The sequence below is a fragment of the Caballeronia sp. J97 genome (assembly GCF_905220305.1).
GTDB lineage: Bacteria > Pseudomonadota > Gammaproteobacteria > Burkholderiales > Burkholderiaceae > Caballeronia.
This window is the reverse complement of record NZ_CAJMZL010000016.1, coordinates 1-21,502: the sequence shown is the minus strand read 5'-3', so window position 1 is coordinate 21,502 and position 21,502 is coordinate 1. Positions and strand designations below refer to the sequence as shown.

Here is a 21,502-nt window from a genome sequence, read left to right as displayed (position 1 = left end):
GGCGGATAAAGGCAAGCGCCATGCCAATCGCGAAGGCGGTTTCGAGCGCGAAAAAGCGAGGGATTACCCGCGGAAAGCGGGCGATTCAGAGGGTGTACGCGGCGCCGCCGTGACAGGTGTCACAGCGGCAGGTGTATCGGCGGGGGTACAGGCGTATCGCGTGTTCAGTGACCGTTCGCATCGCGCTGATTCGGCGAGCGGATGCCATAGCGCGCCATGCGCCGATACAAGGTCATGCGGCTCACGCCGATCTGCCGTGCGACCGCGCTCAGGTTCCAGCTCGCCGCGCGCAGATACTGCATCAGCAGCATGCCTTCCGGCGGCAAGCGATGCGGATCGAACGCTTCGACGATCGCACGCGGCGGCTCGACTTGCGCCGGCGTGCCGCCGAATCCTTCAGGCAGATCATCGACGTCGATCAGGCCGTTCGAACACACCGCGCGCGCGTAGCGCAGCACATTGCAGAGCTCGCGCAGATTCCCCGGCCACTCATGCCGATGCAGGCGCTCGCGTGCCGCCGGCGACAACGCGACCGCGCCCTCGAGAAACTTGTCGACGAGCCAGTCGAGGTCGCTTCGTTCGCGCAACGGCGGCAGCGTGAAGCGCGCGCCGTTCAGGCGGTAGTAGAGATCTTCGCGGAAGCGGCCGTCGTGCATCAGCGCATCGAGCGAATGATGCGTCGCGGAAATCACGCGCACATCGACCGATACGGGCCGCGACGCGCCGATCGCGAGCACCTCGCCTTCGGCCAGCACGCGTAACAGACGCGATTGCAGTTCGCGCGGCATGTCGCCGATTTCATCGAGGAAGAGCGTGCCGCCGTCCGCTTCCTGAATCAGTCCGCGCTTGGGTCTGGGGCCCGCGCCGGAAAAGCTGTTCGGCAGATGCCCGAACAGTTCGCTTTCGATCAGCGTCTCGGGAATCGCCGCGCAATTCACCGCGACGAACGGCCCCGCCCGCCGCGCGCTCGCGCGATGCAGCGCCTTCGCGAAGAATTCCTTGCCGCTGCCGGTTTCGCCGTTGACGAGCAGGTTGATCGGTGAATCGACGAGCTTCGCCGCGCGCTCCAGTTGTCGCGTGAGCGCCGCATCGCCGCCGCACAGCGCGGCGAGCGGCGCGGGCACGTCTACGCTGCGTGGCGAAGTCGCGCTCGCCGTCGACGTGAAGCACGGCGCGGGCGGCATCACGCTCAGATAAAGCAGCGCGCCCGATTTCGCGAGCGGCACCGCGCGCAATTCGCTCGGCCGCGAATACACGAAGCGGCCCAGTTCTTCGATGCGCGCGTCGAAGAGCCTATCGAACGGCACGCCGATCAATGACGCCGCCGCTTCGCCCGGTGCGATCGGCCGGCCGATTTCGGCGGCGAGCATCGCGTGCGCGCGCCGGTTGTGTCCGACGATGCGCCCGCTCGCGTCGAGCGCGATCAGGTACTCCGGATCGACATCGACGAATTCCGGCGATGTGTTCAGCTTCAGGATCCAGTCCTGCCGATGGGTGCGCAGGAAGTTCGCGTTCTCGATGTGCCCCGCGTAGATGCGCACGAGCTGGAGCGCGAGGTTCTGGCTGTCGCGCGCTTGCGGCGATGTGAGCGCGGAGATATCGAGGATCGCCGAGAGCGCGCCGCGCGAATCGTAAAGCGGCGCGGCGGTGCATGTGAGCGGAATGTGCGTCGCATCGAAATGATCGACTTGATGGACGGTGAGCGCCTGGCCCGTCGTGAGCGCGGTGCCGACCGCGCACGTGCCCGCGCCCGCTTCGCTCCATTGCGCGCCGAGATAGAGTCCGGCGCGGCGCAACGCGGAATCGGTGTTCGCATCGCCGATGTAATCGACCGTCACGCCGAGCGCATCGGTGAGCAGCACGACATAGCCCATGCCCGCGACCTGCTCGTACAGCGTCTCGAGACCGTGACGCGCGATACGCGCGAAATCGTCGATGCGCTGCTGATGCTCGCGCAGACGCGTCTGCGGCAGGATGCGCGCTTCCTGCATGCGCGACGGATCGAGTCCGTACTGATGCACGCAACGCCGCCACGAAGACTGAATGATGCTGTCGTGCGTGCGCGCGGAACCGAGCGCGTCGGCCCGCGTGGTCGCCGCGACGACTGCTTCGATGTGCTCGCGTTGCCGCATGTCCATCGTGCTCTCCTTGGTGTCTCCTTCGGTCGGGCACTTATCGGCGCCTGGCAGCGCACTTTTGTTTTTATCGCACGAGCGTGTCTCAGGCCATATGATGCTCGAATCGGCAGAACGCGTCATGCGGCGAAAGCGCTGCGCCGCAACATAAGCGCTTACTGATGGTTCGGCGCATCAAAACGAAAAGACGGGAGACAACGGATGGCGAAGATCGCTTACGAAGACTTCGAGCGGCAGATCGTGCAGCATCACATCATCAAGGGCAATGTGTACGAGAACGGCGCGGCGCTCGTCGAGCGCGCGAACAAATGGATCGCGGAGAACGGCATCGACGTGCTGAACGTCGAGAGCCTCTCGACGTTCGGCGCCGGCGACGATACCAGCGTGAGCCACTGGTATTCGGGCATTCGCGTCTGGTATCGGATCGCCTGAGCGGCGCGATCAACCGCGGCCGACGAACGGCATCTTGGTCGCCATCACCGTGTGGAACAGCACGTTGGCTTCGAGCGGCAGATTCGCCATGTACAGCACCGACTGGCCGACGAACTTCACGTCCATCATCGGTTCGATGGCGATCTCGCCGTTCGCCTGCGGCACGCCCTTCGACATGCGCTCGGACAGTTCCGTGAACGCATTGCCGACATCGATCTGACCGACCGCGATGTCGTACTTGCGGCCATCGAGCGATGCGGTTTTCGTGAGGCCCTGAACCGCGTGCTTCGTTGCCGTGTATGCCGCCGAATTCGGGCGCGGCGCGCTCGCGGAAATCGAGCCGTTGTTGATGATGCGGCCGCCCATCGGCGTTTGCGCCTTCATCGTGCGAAACGCCTGCTGCAGACAATAGAACATGCCATTCAGATTGATGTCGACGACATTGCGCCATTGCTCGGGCGTCCAGTCCTCGAACGGCCCGTGCGGATTCGACACGCCGGCGTTGTTGAAGAGCAGATCGACACGGCCGAAACGCTCGACCGCCGCCTTGAAGAGTTTCTCGACCGATAGCGGATCGGAAACGTCGGTCGGCACGGCGAGCGCGCGATCCTTTGCGTTCGATTCATCGATCACCGCATCGAGCGGCGCGGGACGCCTTCCCGCCAGCACGACCGACCAGCCGTCGCCGAGCAGGGCCAGCGCCGCCGCGCGGCCGATGCCGCTGCCCGCTCCGGTAACGATGGCGATTCGTTGAGACTGGTTGGCTGCGTCGTTCATTTTTCGTTCTCCTTTGTCGGCCAGAGTTGGCGCTTCAGCGCCTTACGCTGGCCCCATGCAAAGCGGTTAGGCGCGCGACAGATGCGCGCGCTGAAATCGGGAGAACATTATCGACGATGAATCAGCGATTACGCGATGCCTCAGTCGTGACCGGGCCGGCGGTCGTCGTGTTGTGCGCGCCGCTGCCGTCGCAGAAGACGGCGGTCATCAACATCGGCACGACCTGTTTCACGACGGCCGTGCTGCCCGATTCACGCACCTTCGCCTCCACCGTTTCCGCCGCCGCGAGCACGACGACGCCATAGGCGGAATCGCTGATCGGCTGGCCGCTGCCCCGCTTGAACATGTCGTCGCCCTGCTCGAAACCCAGCACCGCGTAGACGCGAAATCCGTATGCGGTGAGCTGGCTGCCCTTGGTCGGCCTGAAAGCATTGACCGAATTCGCCTCGACGCGCATCGGGCGCGCATCGATGGAATTGTCGGCGACGAGCGGCGCGACGAACCTGTGCGCACTGGATTTGCAGTCGAGCTGGCTTTCGAGAGGCGTGGCGTCGCACAGGCTGGGCAGCAGTCCCCCGACCACGGCAGCGAATGCGGTGAGCGTTGCGAGAGGAGCGGTTTTCATGGCAGCGGTAACCAACGGTTCGTAAGACCGACAGAGATGCTCGGGCATCCACGTCGATGCAATAAGCGAGCCAGCGAGCCGGCCCGCACGTCGCGCACGCGCTGCATCAATCCCGCAAAAGCTCGGTTTCTTCGTTGTTGGTTGACTTCTTGACCTGGGCGCTACGCGCAATCCTCGTGCTCGTACAGCGATTCCTACAATCGCTTTTGTAGTCGAGGTAAAGACAGGTTCTGCGCTTCGACAAGCGGCGTCTGTACGAGATCCCTCAATCTTTTCTGTTGCGTGCGTCCGCCCGATGACACGCCGCACTGCCGCGGTGCGAAACACGAAATCGGCGAAATGGTTATATTCGCGGTTCGACTTCGAGGACCCTACATGACCGCGCTTCAGGATTTTCCCATCACCCGCAAATGGCCCGCTCAACATCCCGAGCGCATCCAGCTTTACTCGCTGCCGACGCCCAACGGCGTGAAAGTCTCGATCATGCTCGAGGAAACCGGCCTGCCCTACGAGCCGCATCTCGTGCGCTTCGACAAGAACGATCAGATGTCGGAGGCGTTTCTGTCGCTCAATCCGAACAACAAGATTCCCGCGATCATCGATCCGGACGGGCCGAACGGCGAGCCGATGCCGCTGTTCGAATCGGGCGCGATTCTCGTCTATCTCGCGGCGAAGAGCGGCCAGTTGATGCCCGAGGACGTGGCCAGGCGCTACGAGACCTTGCAATGGCTGATGTTCCAGATGGGCGGCGTCGGGCCGATGTTCGGGCAAGTCGGCTTCTTCCATAAGTTCGCCGGCAAGGAATACGAAGACAAGCGGCCGCGCGCGCGTTATGTCGCGGAATCGAAGCGGCTGCTCGCGGTGCTCGACCAGCGGCTTGCGGGCCGCGACTGGATCATGGGCGACGAATACAGCATCGCGGATATTTCGACCTTTCCCTGGGTGCGCAATCTGATCGGCTTTTATGAGGCGCGCGAGCTGGTCGATTTTCACGAGTTCGAGAATGTGGAGCGCGTGCTCGATACGTTCCTCGCGCGCCCGGCCGTGAAGCGCGGGTTGGACATTCCGAAGCGCGACTGATCGCATGTCCGCGCGATACGCGCGGGCATCGGTCCGGTCCGATTGTTGGAAATGCGCACGCAAACGGTTGCAGCGCGCGACCAGGGCGTTTGTCACACAACCGTCTTGAACCACCGGTAGATTGCGTTCTCCACAAAAGTCTGACGATTGACCGCTTCGCGCGCACCACGCCGCGCCACGGGGCGCCGGACTACCCCACGCACTTCTCTTCTACCGAACATGTCAAAGCTCACCGTCAAGGCGCGCCTCGGGATTGTCACGGGCGCGGTCGCCGCCGTGCTCATCGCCGTCGGCAGCGTCGGACTATTCGGCGTCCAGCAAGGCAATGCCGCGTTGCGCCACGTATTCGAGGGCCGCGCGCAGGCGCTTCAAACCATTTCGATCGTCGACGAACTCATCACGCAAAGCCAATTCGCGATCAGCGACGCCGTGCTCGATCCGTCGGCGCAAAAAACGCAGGCCGTGGTCGCGTCGACGCAGCAGCGCATCGCGAATATCGATGCCCTGCTCGGCCGCTATCTGCGCTATCCGCTCGATTCGACCGAAGCGCCGCTCGCGAAACGCCTCGTCGCCGATTGGGCGACGCTGCGCGACAAAGGCTTTCGCCCAACGACCGATCTGCTTGCCGCCAATAACCTGTCTGAAGCGCAGTGGATCGTGACGCAGCAGATCGAGCCGCAGGCCGCGCGCGTCAAGAAGGAAAGCACCGATCTGCGCGCGTTCCAACTCACCGCCGCGCAAAAGGAATACGACGACGCGCAGCGCCTGAGCCGCATCGTGCAATGGACGGTGGGCGCGTGCATCGCGGCGGGCGTGGCGCTCGTCGGTTGGCTGTGCTTTTCGATGGCGCGCGCGCTCTTGCGGCAACTCGGCGGCGAGCCCGCGCTCGCGGCGAGCGTCGCGCGACGGGTGTCGCAAGGCGATCTGCTGACCGACGTGCCGGTCGCGCCCGGCGACACGCAAAGCGTGATGCACGCGATGAGCCTGATGCGCAGCCAGCTCGCGTCGATGGTCGGCGACATCAAGCGTTCGACGCAGACCATCGGCATCGCGGCCGCGGACATCACCGAAGGCAATCACGCACTGTCCGCGCGCACCGAGGAACACGCGGCGAGCCTGCAGCAGACATCGGCGAGCATGGAACAGATCGCATCGACGGTTCGCGCGAACGCCGACCACGCGAACCGCGCGCGCGAGCTTGCCCGGGAAGCGTCGGCGCGCGCGAAGGACGGCGAACGCGCCGTCGCCGAGGCGGTCGCGCGCATGACCGATTTGTCGTCGCGTTCGGCGCAGATCGGACAGATCACGAGCGTCATCGAATCGATCGCGTTTCAGACCAATCTGCTCGCGCTGAATGCGGCGGTCGAAGCGGCGCGCGCGGGATCGTCGGGGCGCGGCTTCGCAGTGGTCGCGGAGGAAGTACGCGCGCTCGCGCGGCGCTCGTCGGGTGCGGCGAAGGAGATCTCGCAACTGACGCGCGAAGTGAACGCGCACGTCGAATCGAGCGGCTCGACGGTGCAACGCGCAGGCGCGACACTCACCGATTTGCTCAACTCCGTCGATGGCGTGTCCGTGCTCGTCGATGCGATCGCCACGGCTTCGCGCGAGCAAAGCAGCGGCATCGACGAAGTGAACGACGCCGTATCGCAAATGGATCGTCTCATGCAGCAGAACGCGGCGCTCGTGAACGAAGCGTCCACCGCCGCGCTGTCGCTCGACGCGCAGGCGCGCGAGCTCGGGCAGACCGTTCAGGCGTTTCGGGTTTAGCCGCTTTTTTGGCACGGCCGACACGATTTTCCGAACCGGTTCAGAATGGCAGACGAAGCAACGCGCGAATTTCGTACGCCGGGCGAAACGCGTTACGCATCAAGACGTTGGCCCGGCGATGCTCAGGATATCCACATGCTTGTCCAACGAAACTGTGGACAAGCATTCGTCTGTCTCCAGCCGACACGAATTCGCCGAACGCATACGTTCTTCGAAGCGACTTCTGACGGCGGTGACGCTCATGGATGCCCTCCCCTGCTTTGCCTCTTCTCGCGCGTTTGTTTCTTTCCGCAGCGCTCAGGCGCGATTCTCCGCAGTCGCCGCGATCGGCATGATCTGCATCGCGGCGCATGCACAAACTCGATGCCCCGGCTATGTCGAAACCGACGCTGGCAGCGCCTTCGATATCGCCTCGATCATCCGGGACACCGGCTCGCCGCAATCGGCGCTCGTCAAACTGCGTAACGCGGTGGCAAAAGTGAACGCCGGCGGCGGATGCTCGATCTTTCGCGACCGCCTCGCCTGTGAGGAAACGCTCACGCTCGCGAACAAGGCGATCGTCGCGTTGCAGGCGTGCTCGTCGTCAAGCATGCCTAAAGGTACGACGCACGGTTGACGCCATCGAGCAAATAAAAAAGCGCGCGCCGCCATATCTGGCGACGCGCGCTTTCGCGTTTGCCCGAACATGAGTTCAGGCAGTCAACTGGATCAGCGATCCAGGAACGGACGCAGCTTGTCGGCGCGGCTCGGATGCATGAGCTTGCGCATCGCCTTGCTTTCGATCTGGCGAATACGCTCGCGCGTCACATCGAACTGCTTGCCCAACTCTTCGAGCGTGTAATCCGAAGCCGTGTCGATGCCGAAGCGCATGCGCAGCACCTTCGCCTCACGCGGTGACAACGCGTTGAGTGCATCGTCGATCGCGGCGCGCATGTTCGCGTGCACAGCGGCATCCGCCGGAGAAGCGGCGCCCTGGTCTTCGATCATGTCGCCGAGCGTCGCGTCGGCATCCTCGCCGACCGGCGTTTCGAGCGACACCGGTTGCTTTGCGATCTTGAGAATGCCGCGGATCTTCTCTTCCGGCATTTCCATGCGCTCAGCCAGCACCGACGGATGCGCTTCCTGACCAGTCTGCTGCAGAATCTCGCGCGAGATGCGGTTCAGCTTGTTGATCGTTTCGATCATGTGCACCGGCACGCGGATCGTGCGCGCCTGATCGGCGAGCGAACGCGTCACGGCCTGACGAACCCACCACGTCGCATAGGTCGAGAACTTCCAGCCACGACGATATTCGAACTTGTCCACCGCCTTCATCAGACCAATGTTGCCTTCCTGAATCAGATCCAGGAACTGCATGCCGCGATTCACGTACTTCTTCGCGATCGAAATGACGAGACGCAGGTTCGCCTCGATCATCTCGCGCTTGGCCTGACGCATCTTCAACTCGGCAGCCGTCATCTGACGGTTGATCTGCTTGAGTTGCTTGAGCGGCATCTCGACCACGCCTTCTATATCGATGAGCTTTTGCTGCTCGGCCTGAATCGCCGGCAGGCTGCGCTCGAGCGACGCGCCGTATTGCTTCGAGCTTCCTGCCGCACGCGACGTCCACTCGAGATCGGTTTCGTGACCCACGAACGATTCGACGAACTTTTCGCGCGGCATGCCGCAACGGTCCACAGCGATCTGCAACACGCGACGCTCGATGTCACGAACCTGCGCCACTTGCTGCTGAACGTTCGCGCACAGGCGGTCGATAGTCTTCGCGGTGAAGCGAATCGAACCAAGCTCACGCTGAATTTCACCACGCGCCTTTTCGACGGCCTTCGTCGCAACCGCGCCCGATCCCTTAGGATTGCTTGCTTGTTCAGCGAGTTCACGCACGCGCGCGAAGATCTCGAGGCAATCGGCCTTCAATTGCTTCAGACGCGCTTCGTTCGATGCGCCGGCGTCGCCGCCGCCATCGAGATCGTCGTCGTCGTCTTCGTCGCCATCGGATTCGTCGCTATCCGTTTCGATGTCGGCGGAATCGTTCGTTTCGGACGCCGGCATGTCTTCTTCCGCCGTGTCCTCTTCCTTCAGGCCGTCGACCAGTTCGTCGATCTTCAGCTCGCCCGATTCGACTTGGGCCGCATCCGCGAGAATCGTCGCGACGGTCGACGGGCATGCCGCGATCGCCTGGATCATCTCGTGCAGGCCGTCTTCGATGCGCTTCGCAATCGCGATTTCACCGGCGCGCGTCAGCAATTCGGTCGCGCCCATTTCACGCATGTACATGCGAACCGGATCGGTCGTGCGGCCGAATTCGGAATCGACGGTCGAGAGCGCGTTTTCCGCTTCTTCGTCCGATTGCTCGTCGGTGACCACGCTCGGCGCGCTATCGCTCAGCAGCAGCGTTTCGGCGTCAGGCGCCTGCTCGTAGACCGCGACACCCATATCGTGAAAGGTGCTGACGATCGTTTCCATCGCCGCCGTTTCAGCGAAGTTGTCCGGCAGGTGATCGTTGATCTCGGCGTGCGTGAGGTAGCCACGCTCCTTGCCCAACTGGATGAGCGCGCGCATTTGACGCTGACGCTCTTCATTCTGCTCCGCGGTCATCGCGACGTCGGGCTGTATCGTGCCGGCCTGGCCCTTCCCTTTGTTCGCCCGCCTGCCCGGTGCCTTGCGCGCCGGCGCGACGATATCCAGCTCCGAATCTTCCCGATCAAAACTTGCCATACTTTCTCCTCGACAGGTTTGCTCGGCGACGACAGATCCCCGGGAGCGAGCGTAACGGCTCGCGATGATTTCGATGACAGCTTCGACCACGGACGGCTTGCTGAAAATCGCATCGAGCAAAGCACGCAAACCACACCCATACGCGGTGTTTGCGTTTTCCAATCGCCCATTCAGGCGCAACCTTAGAGTATATCAGCATTTGCTGCGACGCAGCAGCCTATTTCAAAATACTTTTCTAATACCCTCTAAGCGATATTTCGTCTGATCTATACCAGCTGTTTTACAACGAGGTTGGCTGATCAGCGCACCCCGACAAATTCCGCGGATTCGTCGATGACGCCGCCGCACGCGATATGGCCTGGAGGAGCGAATTCAACGGGGAGCTGGTCGGCCGGTGTTCATACGGCGGTTTCGTTACCTCCTTTGATCTCGAAGATGGGGCACTACTGGCACTCTTCAAGCGAAGCAGTACTTTGAGATCGTTGAGGCGAGTTTGGGAGTCGCGCCTGAGTTCAGACGCATGCTTCATCGGTGGTTGTGCAACATCGAAGCAGGCATCAGAGCGGCCGTCCGGGGTGGCAGGCACGATGTGTCCCGCTTCGAGCGCGGCAACGAATTCCTGGGCCCAAGCGCCGGCATGTACACGCGGCCGCGCTTCTTCCTGAAGATGCACGACGATCGATCGAGCATCATCGGAAACGCGATAGCGACGCAAGCCGTCGCGGCTCACGAAGCATCGCCCTGCAAGCGGAGCGATGGTGGCGTCAGTGTGCTCGGAGCGCGTGCGCTGAAGTTGCTCGGCAGCCTCGGCGTCACGCCGGCTTCGTACGCGATACGCGAAATCAACCGGGGATCGCAGGAGCGCGCGGAGGTAGTTAATCGGGTGTGTGGCACGACGCAAAGCATCCCAACTGGCCTCTACGACATCGGAGAGAAGTTTTCCGTGGACCTTGGCTTCACGCATCAGTTTGAAGATCAGGAATTCACGAAATCCCAGAGACAGCAGGCGCTTGAGATCGGCGGGAAGCTGTCCTGGTTGTCTCTTTTGAGTATCAGGGATTAGATCCTTATATATAGGGCCGTCTGCCACGGTGACAGACGGATGGGCGGAAGAAATCGCCACGGAGGCATTGGCCGAGTCCTCCCGATGAGCAGATCCTTTGCCGTTGGCGGACGTCGAGACTTCCACGAGACCGAGCAAGGCGGCCGCTTTGGGCGTCAGATGAATGTAGGCGCGACCGAATAAGCCTGCGGCTCCATAACGGGTCTGCGGCGGTCGAGTGATGAATCCCGCGGCTTCGAGATCGTCCATGCTGCGATAGAAAGTGCGCATGGATTGCTGGGCACGCCCGGTGAGCAATTCGCGCCGGGCAAAAATCGGAGCGTAGGGCCGCGACGCGTCGACGGTGCGAGACAGAGCCGCGAGCAGGGCGCGAGCACGTGCAGGCAGCGCGGTAGTGTGGGTCGCACGATGTGCGGCTCGAAAGATGACCCACGGCAGATTTGATCGATCGCAGGCATATTCGTCGAGAGCCTGCTGATCCATGAGCGCCGGTGGCGATTCAGAATTTTGAGGGCGAGATTTAACCTCGCCAGCAACGGAATGTTGCGCGATACGCATGTCAAGTACGTCCATTTCGAAAAATGGAAGACAAACGCTTGACTGCCGATCGCGTTCCGCTAAACTTCGAGTTGCGTACTCGTGACCCGATTGGCGTCGGGAAGCGGACCGGGCGATAAGCAGTTAAGCCCGATATTCAAAAGCCTTCGGTTGGCGCCGAAGGCTTTTGTCTTTTTACAGCTTGTTCGTCACATAGCATCCTCTTTGGTGCTGACACGACAACTTGTTGATTTGTAAAGAAGTTCTAGTAGGCTCAAGGATCGTTGACTCTGTCTGATTTGCTAAGTCATTGATTTCAAACGAAACCCTAGTAGAGCCTCAGTCCTGCTCTGATTCGCTCAACGTTTTGTTGATGAAGTCGACAATCCGTTGCCCCCACTGTTCGGCGTCAGTCGCATCCCTTTCAAAGAAGCGAACCCCTACGACGCCGTTTCTCGTGGAAACCTCACAGACCTTTCTGCGTCCTGCTCGAACTACGGTTGCGCTCGGTGCCGCTGCTCGCGGCTTTTCCGCCACGAATGCCACCGCCTTGTCCTGAGTGAAGTTTTCATCGTCGATCAAACGGCGAACTGCCTCGACAACCTTGTCCGATTTCCCCGCGTCCGTGAGTGCCGCGAGCTTTTGCGCTGCATTGCTTCCAAGTCGTTCCGGCTTCTCGGCCAGCGCGAGCTTCGCAGCTTCCGGTAGTGCATCGAAAGAAAAGATCCGTGTGACGTGGCTCTTACTCAATCCGGCACTTTCGGAAATTTCTGTGCGCGACAAACCGCTCAATTCCTGCAGCCGCTTGAAGTTCCAGTACTTCTCGAAATCGGTCAGTGAGGGTGATAGCAGGTTCGAAAAGAACGCTGCAAATTCGATTTCGCCTTCTTCGATCGAGGCGACGTTCGCACGAATCGCCGATCGCCCTAGCTCCCGATATGCAGCAACGCGGTTGTGCCCGGCGACAATCTCATAGCGACCTTCCGGCAGCGCGCGCACCAATATCGGCGTGGCAAGCGCGTGCTGCGCGAGGTTGCTCTTCAGTTCCTGAAACTGTTCCGCGGTAAGCTTGCGACGCCGTCCTTTTACTTCCACGAGCGCCTCGAGCGGCACTTCCAGTGCCGCCCGCTCCTCGAGTTGGGACTCGAGTTCCTTTATTCGAGCTTGCGCGGTATTGATGCGATTCTGTGCATCCATCAACCGCCCCGGCGATGTGCGCGGTTCCGTATTGACCGGACGCGGCTGTGCCGCCTCGGCCGGCTTGCTGCCGATGTTCGCTGTCTTGGCGAGGAGTCGGTCCCCGATGCCCATTTATTCCTCCTTCTGATTCCACGCTCGAACGAACTGCGCGTCGAGATGCTCGGCGAGCCGGTCGAGCGGCTCTTTGAATCGGTTGTATGCGGCCGTGCTGCCGTCCGGCTTCGACAGGTCATAAACCGTCGACAGTTGGGCCGACGCGCCCTTCGGAACGGTGGACTCCGGAATCTCGAAAGGCAGCACGCGGTCGCCGTAAGCTTTCTGCAACCAGCCGCGCACGACGCGCGAAACGTCATCAGACTTGGCTTTCGTCATGATCACGTTCACGAAATCGAAGCGCTTCTGCTCCAATACCCCCGGCAGCTTCTTGGCGATGTCGGCAAATAGGTGCCAGAACTGCGTTGAGCTCGCGAAGTCCAGTGCTTCCGGAGGGCAGGGCAGCAAGATCGCATCCGACGCGAGCAGCGCGTTGATCGTCAGATAGCTGAGCGCCGGAGGCGTATCGATCACGATGGCGTCGTACTCGCTCGTGAGCGGCATGAGGCCCTTGCGAACGATCTCCCAGAATTCGAACGTGCTGTCGTTCAGTACCTTGGCGGGAATCTCGAATTCCGCATCGAAGAGCGATGACGAAGCGGGAATGAGGTCGAGGTTATGCCAGTACGTTTCCTGCACGGCGTAGTGCAGGGTTTGCTGGTCCCCGTAGACAAGCGGAAGAAGGGTCTGATCGTCCGAAATTTCGGCGTCGGGCGCCCATCCGCATAACTGCGTTGTCGTGCCTTGCGGATCGCAATCGATGACGAGCACACGCCGGCCGAGCAGCGTCAGCGCCTGAGCGGCCGAAACGGCAGTCGTCGTCTTGGCGACGCCGCCCTTGAAATTCGCGACGGTCACGATTCGCCCTCGCTTGCCTTCCGGCCGGCGCGTGCGCTCCCTTGTCGCGCGGATCCACGTGAGTGCCTCTTCGAGCGTAAATTCTTTGCTACGGCCCGCTCCCTTTGACGTTCCTGCGGGCAGATCGCCCTTGGTGGTCAGGTATTGGAACCGCTGCTTGTCGACGCCGCAGAGCGACGCGACCTGCGCGCTCGTGAATGTCGGCGCGCTTTTGCGCGGATAAGGCTCCAACATCGCGTCGCGGATCTGATTGAGGATGTCAGTGGCTTGGGCGGCCACTCCCAAAAGCGTTTCGATCGAAACGGATTGATCGACTTCGGGAAGCCGAGCGCTTAGCATGGAATTCGCAGTCACTGGCGGGCCTGAGTAAGCAAATAATTCTTCGGTTTGTGGAAAACAAGTTGCAAACCGAAGAATAAACGGCGAACCGGTAAACCTCAAGTAAACTCTGAAGTTCTTGATCGCCCGCGCCGGACATTTTTACAACGCTGTCGGCTCGTGTAAACGCGAAATTCGGATAATCCTTAGATTTTTCGCGTTAACGAGACGCTGCGAATCAGCGTTTCGAGGCCGAGGAGGCGAGCGGTATCGCCGGTTTTGAGATAGAGCGCCGTTGTCGATAGATCGGCGTGACCGAGTCCGGCGCTGACTTCGTGCAGTTCCGCTCCGTGAGCGAGCGCGTGGGTCGAATGAGTGTGACGCAGCCAATGGGTACTGGCGCGCTTCAGTTGCCGGCCAGTGCCGGGCGCGCGCGATTCCATGAGCGCCGCTGCGTTAGCGAAGATGTTCTTGAAGATTTTCCCGATTCCGTCGGGCGTCAGGGGCTGCCCGCCGCGCGCCTGAGCGAGAATCGGCGTGCCTTGCGCACAGTCCATCGGGTTCGGCAGGCCGCGCAGCGTGAGATTGTCCATCAGCGTCTCGACGACTGCGGATGGCAACAGCACCGAGCGCGTCGCGCCGCGGCTCCGATCGACCGTCAGACGCCAGATTGAGCCTTCCACGCCGGGCAAACGCCCCGTGCTGAGCGCGTCCGTTGTCGCCGCAGCGAGTTCAGCGCGGCGCAAGCCCGTGGCGTAGGCGAGAAGCAGCGCCAATCTGTCGCGGTGTTCCGTGAATGAATATGCGGTCCGCTCGACCGATTCAAGGACGCATTTCCACTGCGACAGTTCGAGTGTGCGCGTCGCAGATTCGAACACGGGCGGCGCCGCGACGCGCGCGAAGCCGGCAAACGGATTAGCGGCCAAATATCGCTCGCCGACGAGCCACTCGCACATGGCGCTCAAAATCGAACGCGCCGTCTCGCGGCTACGATCGGAAAGCGGCCCTGCAAAAGGCCGCCACCCCGCGAAACACCGCTCCGCGCGCTGCGTCGCGACCCAGCGCGCGGCTGGTTGCGGATTCGCAAGAAACACGATGTATTCCGCGCAGTCGTTGCTGTCGAGCGACGAAATCGGCTTGCTCTTTTCCACCAAAGCCCAGAGCAACAGGCGTTCGGCTTCGCGCCGGTACGCGCGGCGGGTGTGTGCGCTGCCCGAACGCGCGGCGAGCCACGCGAAAATCGCGCGGACATCTGTGGCGAAGTGCGCAATGTCGTTCGCCCGATTTGACCCTTTCGATCCATCGAGCGCCGATGGCACCCGCAGTGTTTCGAGCGGCGCGATCACGACCGCGTCGTCGTCCCCGATCGGAGGAACCCGCGTTGGCGCGACTTCGCCCGCACGCCATTGCCGCCGGGGCACCAGGGCGACCGGCGAGAGCGCGTGCCCGAGCGGCTGCGAGTGGAGCTGCAGCCAGTCGACCACGCGCTGCGCGCCCTTCGGACCGAGCCGCGGCACGCTCGTATGCCACCGATGCCGCCGCTGTTCGATCAGTTCGATGACATCCGCAAGCGTCGTGAGCCCGGCGGCGGCCAGGCGCGCGCTGATGGCCGGCTCGAACCAGCCGTCGACCGGATGATCCGGACTCGGATCCTGCGCGAGCGACGCTTCCATGCGCGCGAGCGCATCCGCCTGGCGCCGCCGCAGCCTCGCATTGCGCGCGGCACGCCGGTCGATGGCGGGCGTAACGACCGGCGGATGCGCCTCTTCGTACAGCGCCAGCAATTCGGATTCGCTGTAGACGCTGTCCGGGTCGGTGTTCTCGCGGAAGTCGTCGAGCGACGGGCCGGCAGCGGCCGGCGGTGGCTCGAATAGAGGAATGCTGCCCGGCCGAAGCCGCAGCAAATGGGCCGCCTCGGTGTCGCGCGCGCGGCGGGCGAGCACCGAGAGCGTGTCGCGCAGCGCATCGATCAGCCGGCGCGTGATGCGCACGTCGGTGGTCGCATCGCCATACGACGCATGCAACTGTGCTTCCGACACGCCGTCGAGATACCCGCGATACAGCGCGAAATGTTGACGCGTGAGACGGTTCGGCGCGCTCGACCGAACGCTTTCCGGCGTCGATTTCACCATGACTTCTGCCGAATATCGTCGTGAGCGGGGCGTGTCCCTAGCCATTTATCCTTTCTTATCAGTGATTTGCGGCAAGATTATCAACCAGCTTCGAATTTGACAAGGAAATTCGCTACATCTGATAAGTCTAATTATCAGCAGCGATTCTCTTCGTCTGACCGGTCACGGAAAGCGTGCCAGAGGCGTGTGCTTGAATGTTCATCCGGGGCGGCGCATATTTTCAGCACGCCCACAGCCGGTATCCGCAGGAGAAACGAGCCGATGCTTGATCCTGTACGCCCCGCTTCGAGACCGCCCGAGCAGGACGACGCGTTCCGCCCGAGCCTGCCGGAGGTGTACGCGTCGGTTCATGTGCCGGAAGGCGGTCGATGGATTCGGCGCTTTCTCGCATTCGCGGGTCCGGGCTACATGATTTCTGTCGGATACATGGACCCGGGGAATTGGGCGACCGACATCGCCGGCGGATCGCGCTTCGGTTACACGCTGCTCGCGGTCATCCTGCTGTCGAACCTCATGGCGATCCTGCTGCAAGCGCTCGCGGTCCGACTGGGCGTTGCCACCGGGCGCGATCTGGCGCAAGCCTGCCGCGATCACTATTCGAAACCGGTGAATTTCTCGCTGTGGCTCGCGTGCGAGGCGGCGATCGTCGCGTGCGATCTGGCCGAAGTGATCGGCACCGCGATCGCGCTGCAACTGCTTTTTGGCATTCCGCTGATCGCGGGCGCGCTCCTGACCGCCCTCGACGCCTTCCTTCTGCTGCTGCTGATCAACAAAGGCTTTCGCTTGCTGGAAGCCTTCGTCATCGCACTTCTGATCGTGATCGCGAGTTGCTTCGCGTTGCAGATCGTGGCCGCCGCGCCGCCGTTCGCCGATGTCCTGCGCGGCTTCTTACCGTCGCCGCGAATCGTCGCCGATCGCGAGATGCTGTATGTGGCGATCGGCATTCTCGGCGCGACCGTCATGCCGCACAACCTTTATCTGCACTCGTCGGTCGTGCAGACGCGCGCCTACGGCAAATCGATCGCCGCCCGCCGCGACGCGATCCGCTGGGCGACGATCGACAGCACCATCGCGCTCACGCTCGCGCTCTTCGTCAACGCGGCGATCCTGATCGTCGCGGCCGCGGTGTTCCATGCGAACGGTCACGACGAGGTCGCGGAAATCGGCGACGCGTTCCGGCTGCTTTCGCCGCTGCTGGGCTTGAGCATCGCATCGACGCTTTTCGCGGTTGCGTTGCTCGCGTCGGGCCTGAACTCGACCGTCACCGCGACACTCGCCGGCCAGATCGTGATGGAAGGTTTTCTGCGCCTGCGGATTCCGAATTGGGCGCGGCGTCTCATCACGCGCGGAATCGCCATTGTTCCCGTGATCGTCGTGACGGCGCTCTACGGCGAGAAGGGCACGGGCCAGTTGCTCGTGCTGAGTCAGGTGATTCTGTCGATGCAACTGCCGTTCGCCGTGATTCCGCTGGTGCGTTTCGTGTCGGACCGCCGCAAGATGGGCGTCTTCGCGGTCTCGCGCTGGACGAGCGCGCTGGCGTGGCTGGTCGCGGCCGTGATTGTCGTCCTCAACGCGAAACTGCTCGCCGACACGCTGCTGTCGTAGGCGCGCGGCAAAACTCCCTCTATATATAAGGAGACGCAGACAATGGCCGGCAGGTTCATCGACATCACGGTTCGCGACGGCACGATCATTCCCGCTTACGTGACGCAGCCCGCGAAGGGCTCGGGCCCGGGCATCGTGTTGCTGCACGACGCACATGGCCTCGACGATTTCGTCAGCATCGGCGGCGTGCAGGTCGGCCACGATATTTACGCCGACGCGACCCCGACCGGTCATCGCAATCATTACGGCTTTTTCCTCGGCTTCGCACTCGGCTTCCCGAACAGCGATGTCGGTCATCTGTCGATCAATGCCGACAGCGCGGGCCTGCACTAGACGCATATCGGTCCGGGCGGCTGGTACACGGACGCGGTGCTGCTCGGCAGTTCGCTCACCGCCGATCCGCAATCGAATCGCGGTGTCGGCGCGACGACGCATGGCAGCGCGTTCGCCGCATCGATCGAAGCGGGCCTGCTGATTCCGCTGTCCGCCGCGCTCGCGATCGAACCGCAAGCGCAACTCATCTGGCAGCACGCCAGTCTCGACGACATCGACGACGGCATCTCGTCCGTGTCCTTCGATGAGGCGAGCGGTTTCGTCGGACGGCTAGGCGTGCGCTTCTACGGTCACTTCGACGCCGCCGGCACGACCTTCGAGCCGCATCTGCGCGCGAACCAGTGGCGCTATTTCGGCGCGACCGACACCGCCACCTTCGCCGGCACGACCGTCATTCCGACGAGCGTCTCCGCGACAACCGCGCAATTCGGCGCGGGCATCGTCGCGATGGTGAGCGCGCGCGGCAGCCTCTTCGCGAACATCGCCTGGTCGACCAACATCGGCGGCTCGAATCGCAGCACGATCGGCGGAGGATTGGGCATGCGCTGGAAGTGGTGAGGCGTTGCATACTATGGTCACGCTAAAAGAACGATCAGGAGACGAGCATGACCGATGTGGCCGGTGAAAACCGCGCGCCCCAATGTCCCTTCCATGACGAATCACGCGCGCCGAACGGCTGCCCGGTCAGCGCGCGCGCAGCCGCGTTCGATCCCTTCGGCGACGGCTATCAGCAAGATCCGCCCGAATACGTGCGTTGGGCGCGTGAACAGGAGCCGGTGTTCTTCAGCCCGAAACTCGGCTACTGGGTCGTCACCCGCTACGACGACATCAAGGCGATCTTCCGCGACAACATCACGTTCAGTCCGTCGATCGCGCTGGAGAAGATCACGCCGACCGGCCCCGAAGCGAACGAGGTGCTCGCGTCCTACGGTTTCGCGCTGAACCGCACGCTCGTGAACGAGGACGAGCCCGCGCACATGCCGCGCCGTCGCGCGCTGATGGACCCGTTCACGCCCGAGGCGCTCGCGCATCATGAGCCGATGGTGCGCGCGCTCGCCCGCGAGTACGTCGATCGCTTCATCGACGATGGCCGCGCCGATCTCGTCGACCAGATGTTGTGGGAAGTGCCGCTCACCGTCGCCCTGCATTTTCTCGGCGTGCCCGAAGAGGACATGGACACGCTGCGCCGCTATTCGATCGCGCACACGGTCAACACATGGGGGCGGCCGAAGCCGGAAGAGCAGGTCGAAGTCGCGCATGCGGTCGGCAAGTTCTGGCAGTACGCGGGCAAGGTGCTCGACAAGATGCGCGAGGATCCGTCCGGTCCCGGCTGGATGCAATACGGCATCCGCAAGCAGAAGGAGCTGCCCGAGGTCGTCACGGACTCGTATCTGCATTCGATGATGATGGCGGGCATCGTCGCCGCGCACGAGACGACGGCCAATGCCACCGCGAACGCGATGAAACTGCTGCTGCAACATCCCGCGGCATGGCGCGATATCTGCGAAGACCCGAGCCTGATTCCGAATGCGGTCGAGGAATGTCTGCGGCACAACGGCTCGGTCGCGGCGTGGCGGCGGCTCGCCACGAAGGATGTGACCATCGGCGGCATCGCGATTGCGGCCGGCTCGAAGCTCCTGATCGTCACGTCGTCGGCGAATCACGATCAACATCAGTTCGCCGACGCCGATCTCTTCGATATCCGCCGTGAAAACGCCAGCGATCAACTGACTTTCGGCTACGGCGCGCATCAATGCATGGGCAAGAATCTCGCGCGCATGGAGATGCAGGTCTTTCTCGACGAGCTCACGCGCCGGCTGCCGCACATGCGCCTCGCCGAGCAGCGCTTCACGTACGTGCCGAACACGTCGTTTCGCGGGCCGGAGCATCTCTTTATCGAATGGGATCCGGCGATGAATCCCGAGCGCATCGATCCGGCCGTGCGCGAGCCGCGCGCGGTGGTGCGCATCGGCGAGCCGTCGTCGCATGCACTGAGCCGCGCGGTGATCGTCGATTCGGTTCAGGCGTGCGCGGATCGCATCGTGCGCGTGCGGCTGCTCTCGGCCGACGGGCGTGATTTGCCGCGCTGGACGGCGGGCTCGCATATCGATGTCGTCTGCGGCGAGACCGGCATCTCGCGGCAGTATTCGCTGTGCGGCGATCCCGACGACACCCGCGCATTCGAAATCGCGGTGTTGCGCGAGACGGAAAGCCGCGGCGGCTCGGCGTGGGTGCACGACAACGTGAAGCCCGGCGCGCACTGGCGCATCCGCGGTCCGCGCAATCATTTCCGTCTCGATGAGACCGCCAGCAAGCTCGTATTGATCGCGGGCGGCATCGGCATCACGCCGATCACCGCGATGGCGCGACGCGCGCGTTCACTCGGCATCGACTACGAAGTGCACTACAGCGGCCGCTCGCGCGCATCGATGGCCCTGCTCGACGAAATGCGCGCGCTGCACGGCGCACGCCTGCGCGAGTATGTGTCAGAGGAGGGCGCGCGCAACGATTTCGCGGCGCTGGCCGTGAACGAGGGCACGCTGGTCTACGCGTGCGGCCCGGCGCGCATGCTCGATGCGCTCGGCGAAGCGAGTGCGTCGTGGCCCGAAGACGCGCTCAAGATCGAGCATTTCGAATCGAAGCTCGGCACGCTCGATCCGGAAAAGGAGCGCGCGTTCGATGTCGAACTGAGGGATTCGGGCCTCGTGCTGACCGTCCCGGCCGACCAGACATTGCTCACGACACTCAGACGCGCGAACGTCGATGTGCAGAGCGACTGCGAAGAAGGCCTGTGCGGATCGTGCGAAGTGCGCGTGCTCGACGGCGATATCGATCACCGTGACGTGGTGCTGACCAAGGGCGAACGCCAGTCGAACGACCGCATGATGACGTGCTGCTCGCGCGCGAAAGGTAAAAGGCTCGTTTTAGCGCTTTGAACGTTTGCCGGGCTTCGAGCGGCTTTCGCTGCTGCTCGAAGCAATTAATTTATTGACGGATGTCATTATGTCGCAGCACTCGCTGGCGATTATTTGCTTATATTTTCATCACGGCGTCATATAAACAGGATCGAGCTGATAAAGACGAATTGGTTATACCCAGTAGTTAATTCGAATATAAGCATTGGAGTCGACGTGTGCGGTCCACGTCTACGACAGAAGGCGCGTGGCTGGAATTGGTATTACGTAGTTACCCGAATGCTTGGAATTGATCATACAACCTGCGCAATTTCCGCCATCATATAGGATGATTATTGAACGGACGTTCGAGCATCATTGCGTTTTCGAGCATGCTCAATATGCGACTTTTTACTTAAACTAGGGTTTATACCTACTAATATGAAATTTTTTACGCATGTTTTGCGTTTAGAATTGTTACTAATTTGGTGCGACGCACAAGCACGCACGACCGAATAACTTCCAATAGATCTTGTTGCGATACGGCGCGAGAGATTCGCGCGGTGGAATCGCGTGCGCGCGATTCACGGCGGCAAGGCAAAAGAGAAGCCGGTGCTGAACCTGAGAGATTTTATTAAAGGCCCATATAAATGGACCATGCAATTGGCCGCACGTTTGCCGCGTCCCGCTCGGGATCTTTTCTGCGGAACGAACCTCGCCTTGCGGGCGAGGTCATCCCGTAGTCGGCGCGACGCCCTTTGAAGTCGCTCGCTCATGCACCGGACGGTCGGACATCGCTCCGCAATCGACGCTGCGCATCAATCTGCCCGGGTTCGAATCGAACTCACCGAATCCATTCGTAATGGATGCATTTCCGTGCTGCGCATCCCAACGCGAACGGAAATCCGCTCACGCTTTCGCTGTTTGACGAGGATAGA

16 protein-coding genes are annotated in these 21,502 nt (G+C 62.2%); 8 read left to right on the top strand and 8 right to left on the bottom strand.

Annotated features, from left to right (window positions below; genetic code table 11):
* Window positions 1-164 precede the first annotated feature (164 nt).
* A complete protein-coding gene (locus tag U4Y90_RS20395) occupies window positions 165-2,138 on the bottom strand; it encodes a sigma-54-dependent Fis family transcriptional regulator (RefSeq protein WP_321797185.1) in 1,974 nt (657 codons plus the stop codon).
* A gap of 198 nt (window positions 2,139-2,336) precedes the next feature.
* Here U4Y90_RS20395 and U4Y90_RS20390 point away from each other — a divergent pair, with 198 nt between their 5' ends.
* On the top strand, window positions 2,337-2,567 hold the full coding sequence (locus U4Y90_RS20390) for a hypothetical protein (protein WP_321797184.1): 231 nt from the start codon (window positions 2,337-2,339) through the stop codon (window positions 2,565-2,567).
* Window positions 2,568-2,576: 9 nt separating this feature from the next.
* Here U4Y90_RS20390 and U4Y90_RS20385 read toward each other — a convergent pair whose 3' ends face one another.
* Together U4Y90_RS20385 and U4Y90_RS20380 are read right to left on the bottom strand one after the other, a co-directional pair.
* Complete coding sequence (locus U4Y90_RS20385) at window positions 2,577-3,344, bottom strand: SDR family oxidoreductase (protein WP_321797182.1); 768 nt, start codon at window positions 3,342-3,344, stop codon at window positions 2,577-2,579.
* A gap of 121 nt (window positions 3,345-3,465) precedes the next feature.
* The gene (locus tag U4Y90_RS20380; RefSeq protein WP_321797180.1) at window positions 3,466-3,969 is read right to left on the bottom strand and encodes a hypothetical protein; all 504 of its coding nucleotides are present in this window, start codon (window positions 3,967-3,969) and stop codon (window positions 3,466-3,468) included.
* Between the two features lie 375 nt (window positions 3,970-4,344).
* Between U4Y90_RS20380 and U4Y90_RS20375 the strand changes: the two genes are divergently transcribed.
* The 3 genes from U4Y90_RS20375 to U4Y90_RS20365 all read left to right on the top strand — a co-directional run bounded on the left by U4Y90_RS20375 (window position 4,345) and on the right by U4Y90_RS20365 (window position 7,432).
* The gene (locus U4Y90_RS20375; protein ID WP_321797179.1) at window positions 4,345-5,049 is read left to right on the top strand and encodes a glutathione S-transferase N-terminal domain-containing protein; all 705 of its coding nucleotides are present in this window, start codon (window positions 4,345-4,347) and stop codon (window positions 5,047-5,049) included.
* A gap of 219 nt (window positions 5,050-5,268) precedes the next feature.
* The gene (locus tag U4Y90_RS20370) at window positions 5,269-6,816 is read left to right on the top strand and encodes a methyl-accepting chemotaxis protein (RefSeq protein ID WP_321797178.1); all 1,548 of its coding nucleotides are present in this window, start codon (window positions 5,269-5,271) and stop codon (window positions 6,814-6,816) included.
* 139 nt (window positions 6,817-6,955) lie between these two features.
* Window positions 6,956-7,432, top strand: coding sequence for a hypothetical protein (locus tag U4Y90_RS20365; RefSeq protein ID WP_321797176.1), 477 nt, complete (start codon window positions 6,956-6,958; stop codon window positions 7,430-7,432).
* Window positions 7,433-7,524: 92 nt separating this feature from the next.
* Here U4Y90_RS20365 and rpoD read toward each other — a convergent pair whose 3' ends face one another.
* From rpoD to U4Y90_RS20340, 5 genes are all read right to left on the bottom strand, one after another.
* On the bottom strand, window positions 7,525-9,531 hold the full coding sequence (gene rpoD / locus U4Y90_RS20360; RefSeq protein ID WP_321797175.1) for an RNA polymerase sigma factor RpoD: 2,007 nt from the start codon (window positions 9,529-9,531) through the stop codon (window positions 7,525-7,527).
* 280 nt (window positions 9,532-9,811) lie between these two features.
* Window positions 9,812-11,152: a replication protein O gene (locus U4Y90_RS20355; protein WP_321797174.1), complete on the bottom strand. Its 1,341-nt coding sequence runs from the start codon at window positions 11,150-11,152 to the stop codon at window positions 9,812-9,814.
* Between the two features lie 318 nt (window positions 11,153-11,470).
* Window positions 11,471-12,442: a ParB/RepB/Spo0J family partition protein gene (locus tag U4Y90_RS20350; protein WP_321797172.1), complete on the bottom strand. Its 972-nt coding sequence runs from the start codon at window positions 12,440-12,442 to the stop codon at window positions 11,471-11,473.
* The gene (locus U4Y90_RS20345) at window positions 12,443-13,621 is read right to left on the bottom strand and encodes a ParA family protein (protein WP_321797381.1); all 1,179 of its coding nucleotides are present in this window, start codon (window positions 13,619-13,621) and stop codon (window positions 12,443-12,445) included.
* Window positions 13,622-13,806: 185 nt separating this feature from the next.
* Window positions 13,807-15,732 (bottom strand): site-specific integrase, encoded by a 1,926-nt coding sequence (locus tag U4Y90_RS20340; RefSeq protein ID WP_321797170.1) that lies wholly within the window; start codon window positions 15,730-15,732, stop codon window positions 13,807-13,809.
* A 261-nt stretch (window positions 15,733-15,993) separates the two neighbouring features.
* On the opposite strand from U4Y90_RS20340, the gene U4Y90_RS20335 reads away from it, so the two are divergent.
* The 4 genes from U4Y90_RS20335 to U4Y90_RS20320 are packed head-to-tail and all read left to right on the top strand — an operon-like array spanning window position 15,994 to window position 20,606.
* Entirely contained in the window at window positions 15,994-17,337 is a 1,344-nt protein-coding gene (locus tag U4Y90_RS20335) for an Nramp family divalent metal transporter (protein ID WP_321797169.1), read from the top strand.
* A gap of 42 nt (window positions 17,338-17,379) precedes the next feature.
* Complete coding sequence (locus U4Y90_RS20330) at window positions 17,380-17,670, top strand: hypothetical protein (RefSeq protein WP_321797168.1); 291 nt, start codon at window positions 17,380-17,382, stop codon at window positions 17,668-17,670.
* A gap of 6 nt (window positions 17,671-17,676) precedes the next feature.
* Window positions 17,677-18,228: an autotransporter outer membrane beta-barrel domain-containing protein gene (locus U4Y90_RS20325; protein ID WP_321797379.1), complete on the top strand. Its 552-nt coding sequence runs from the start codon at window positions 17,677-17,679 to the stop codon at window positions 18,226-18,228.
* 47 nt (window positions 18,229-18,275) lie between these two features.
* Window positions 18,276-20,606 carry a cytochrome P450/oxidoreductase gene (locus U4Y90_RS20320; RefSeq protein ID WP_321797167.1) on the top strand — a complete coding sequence of 777 codons (2,331 nt, stop codon included), beginning with the start codon at window positions 18,276-18,278 and terminating at the stop codon, window positions 20,604-20,606.
* The last annotated feature ends 896 nt before the right edge of the window (window positions 20,607-21,502 follow it).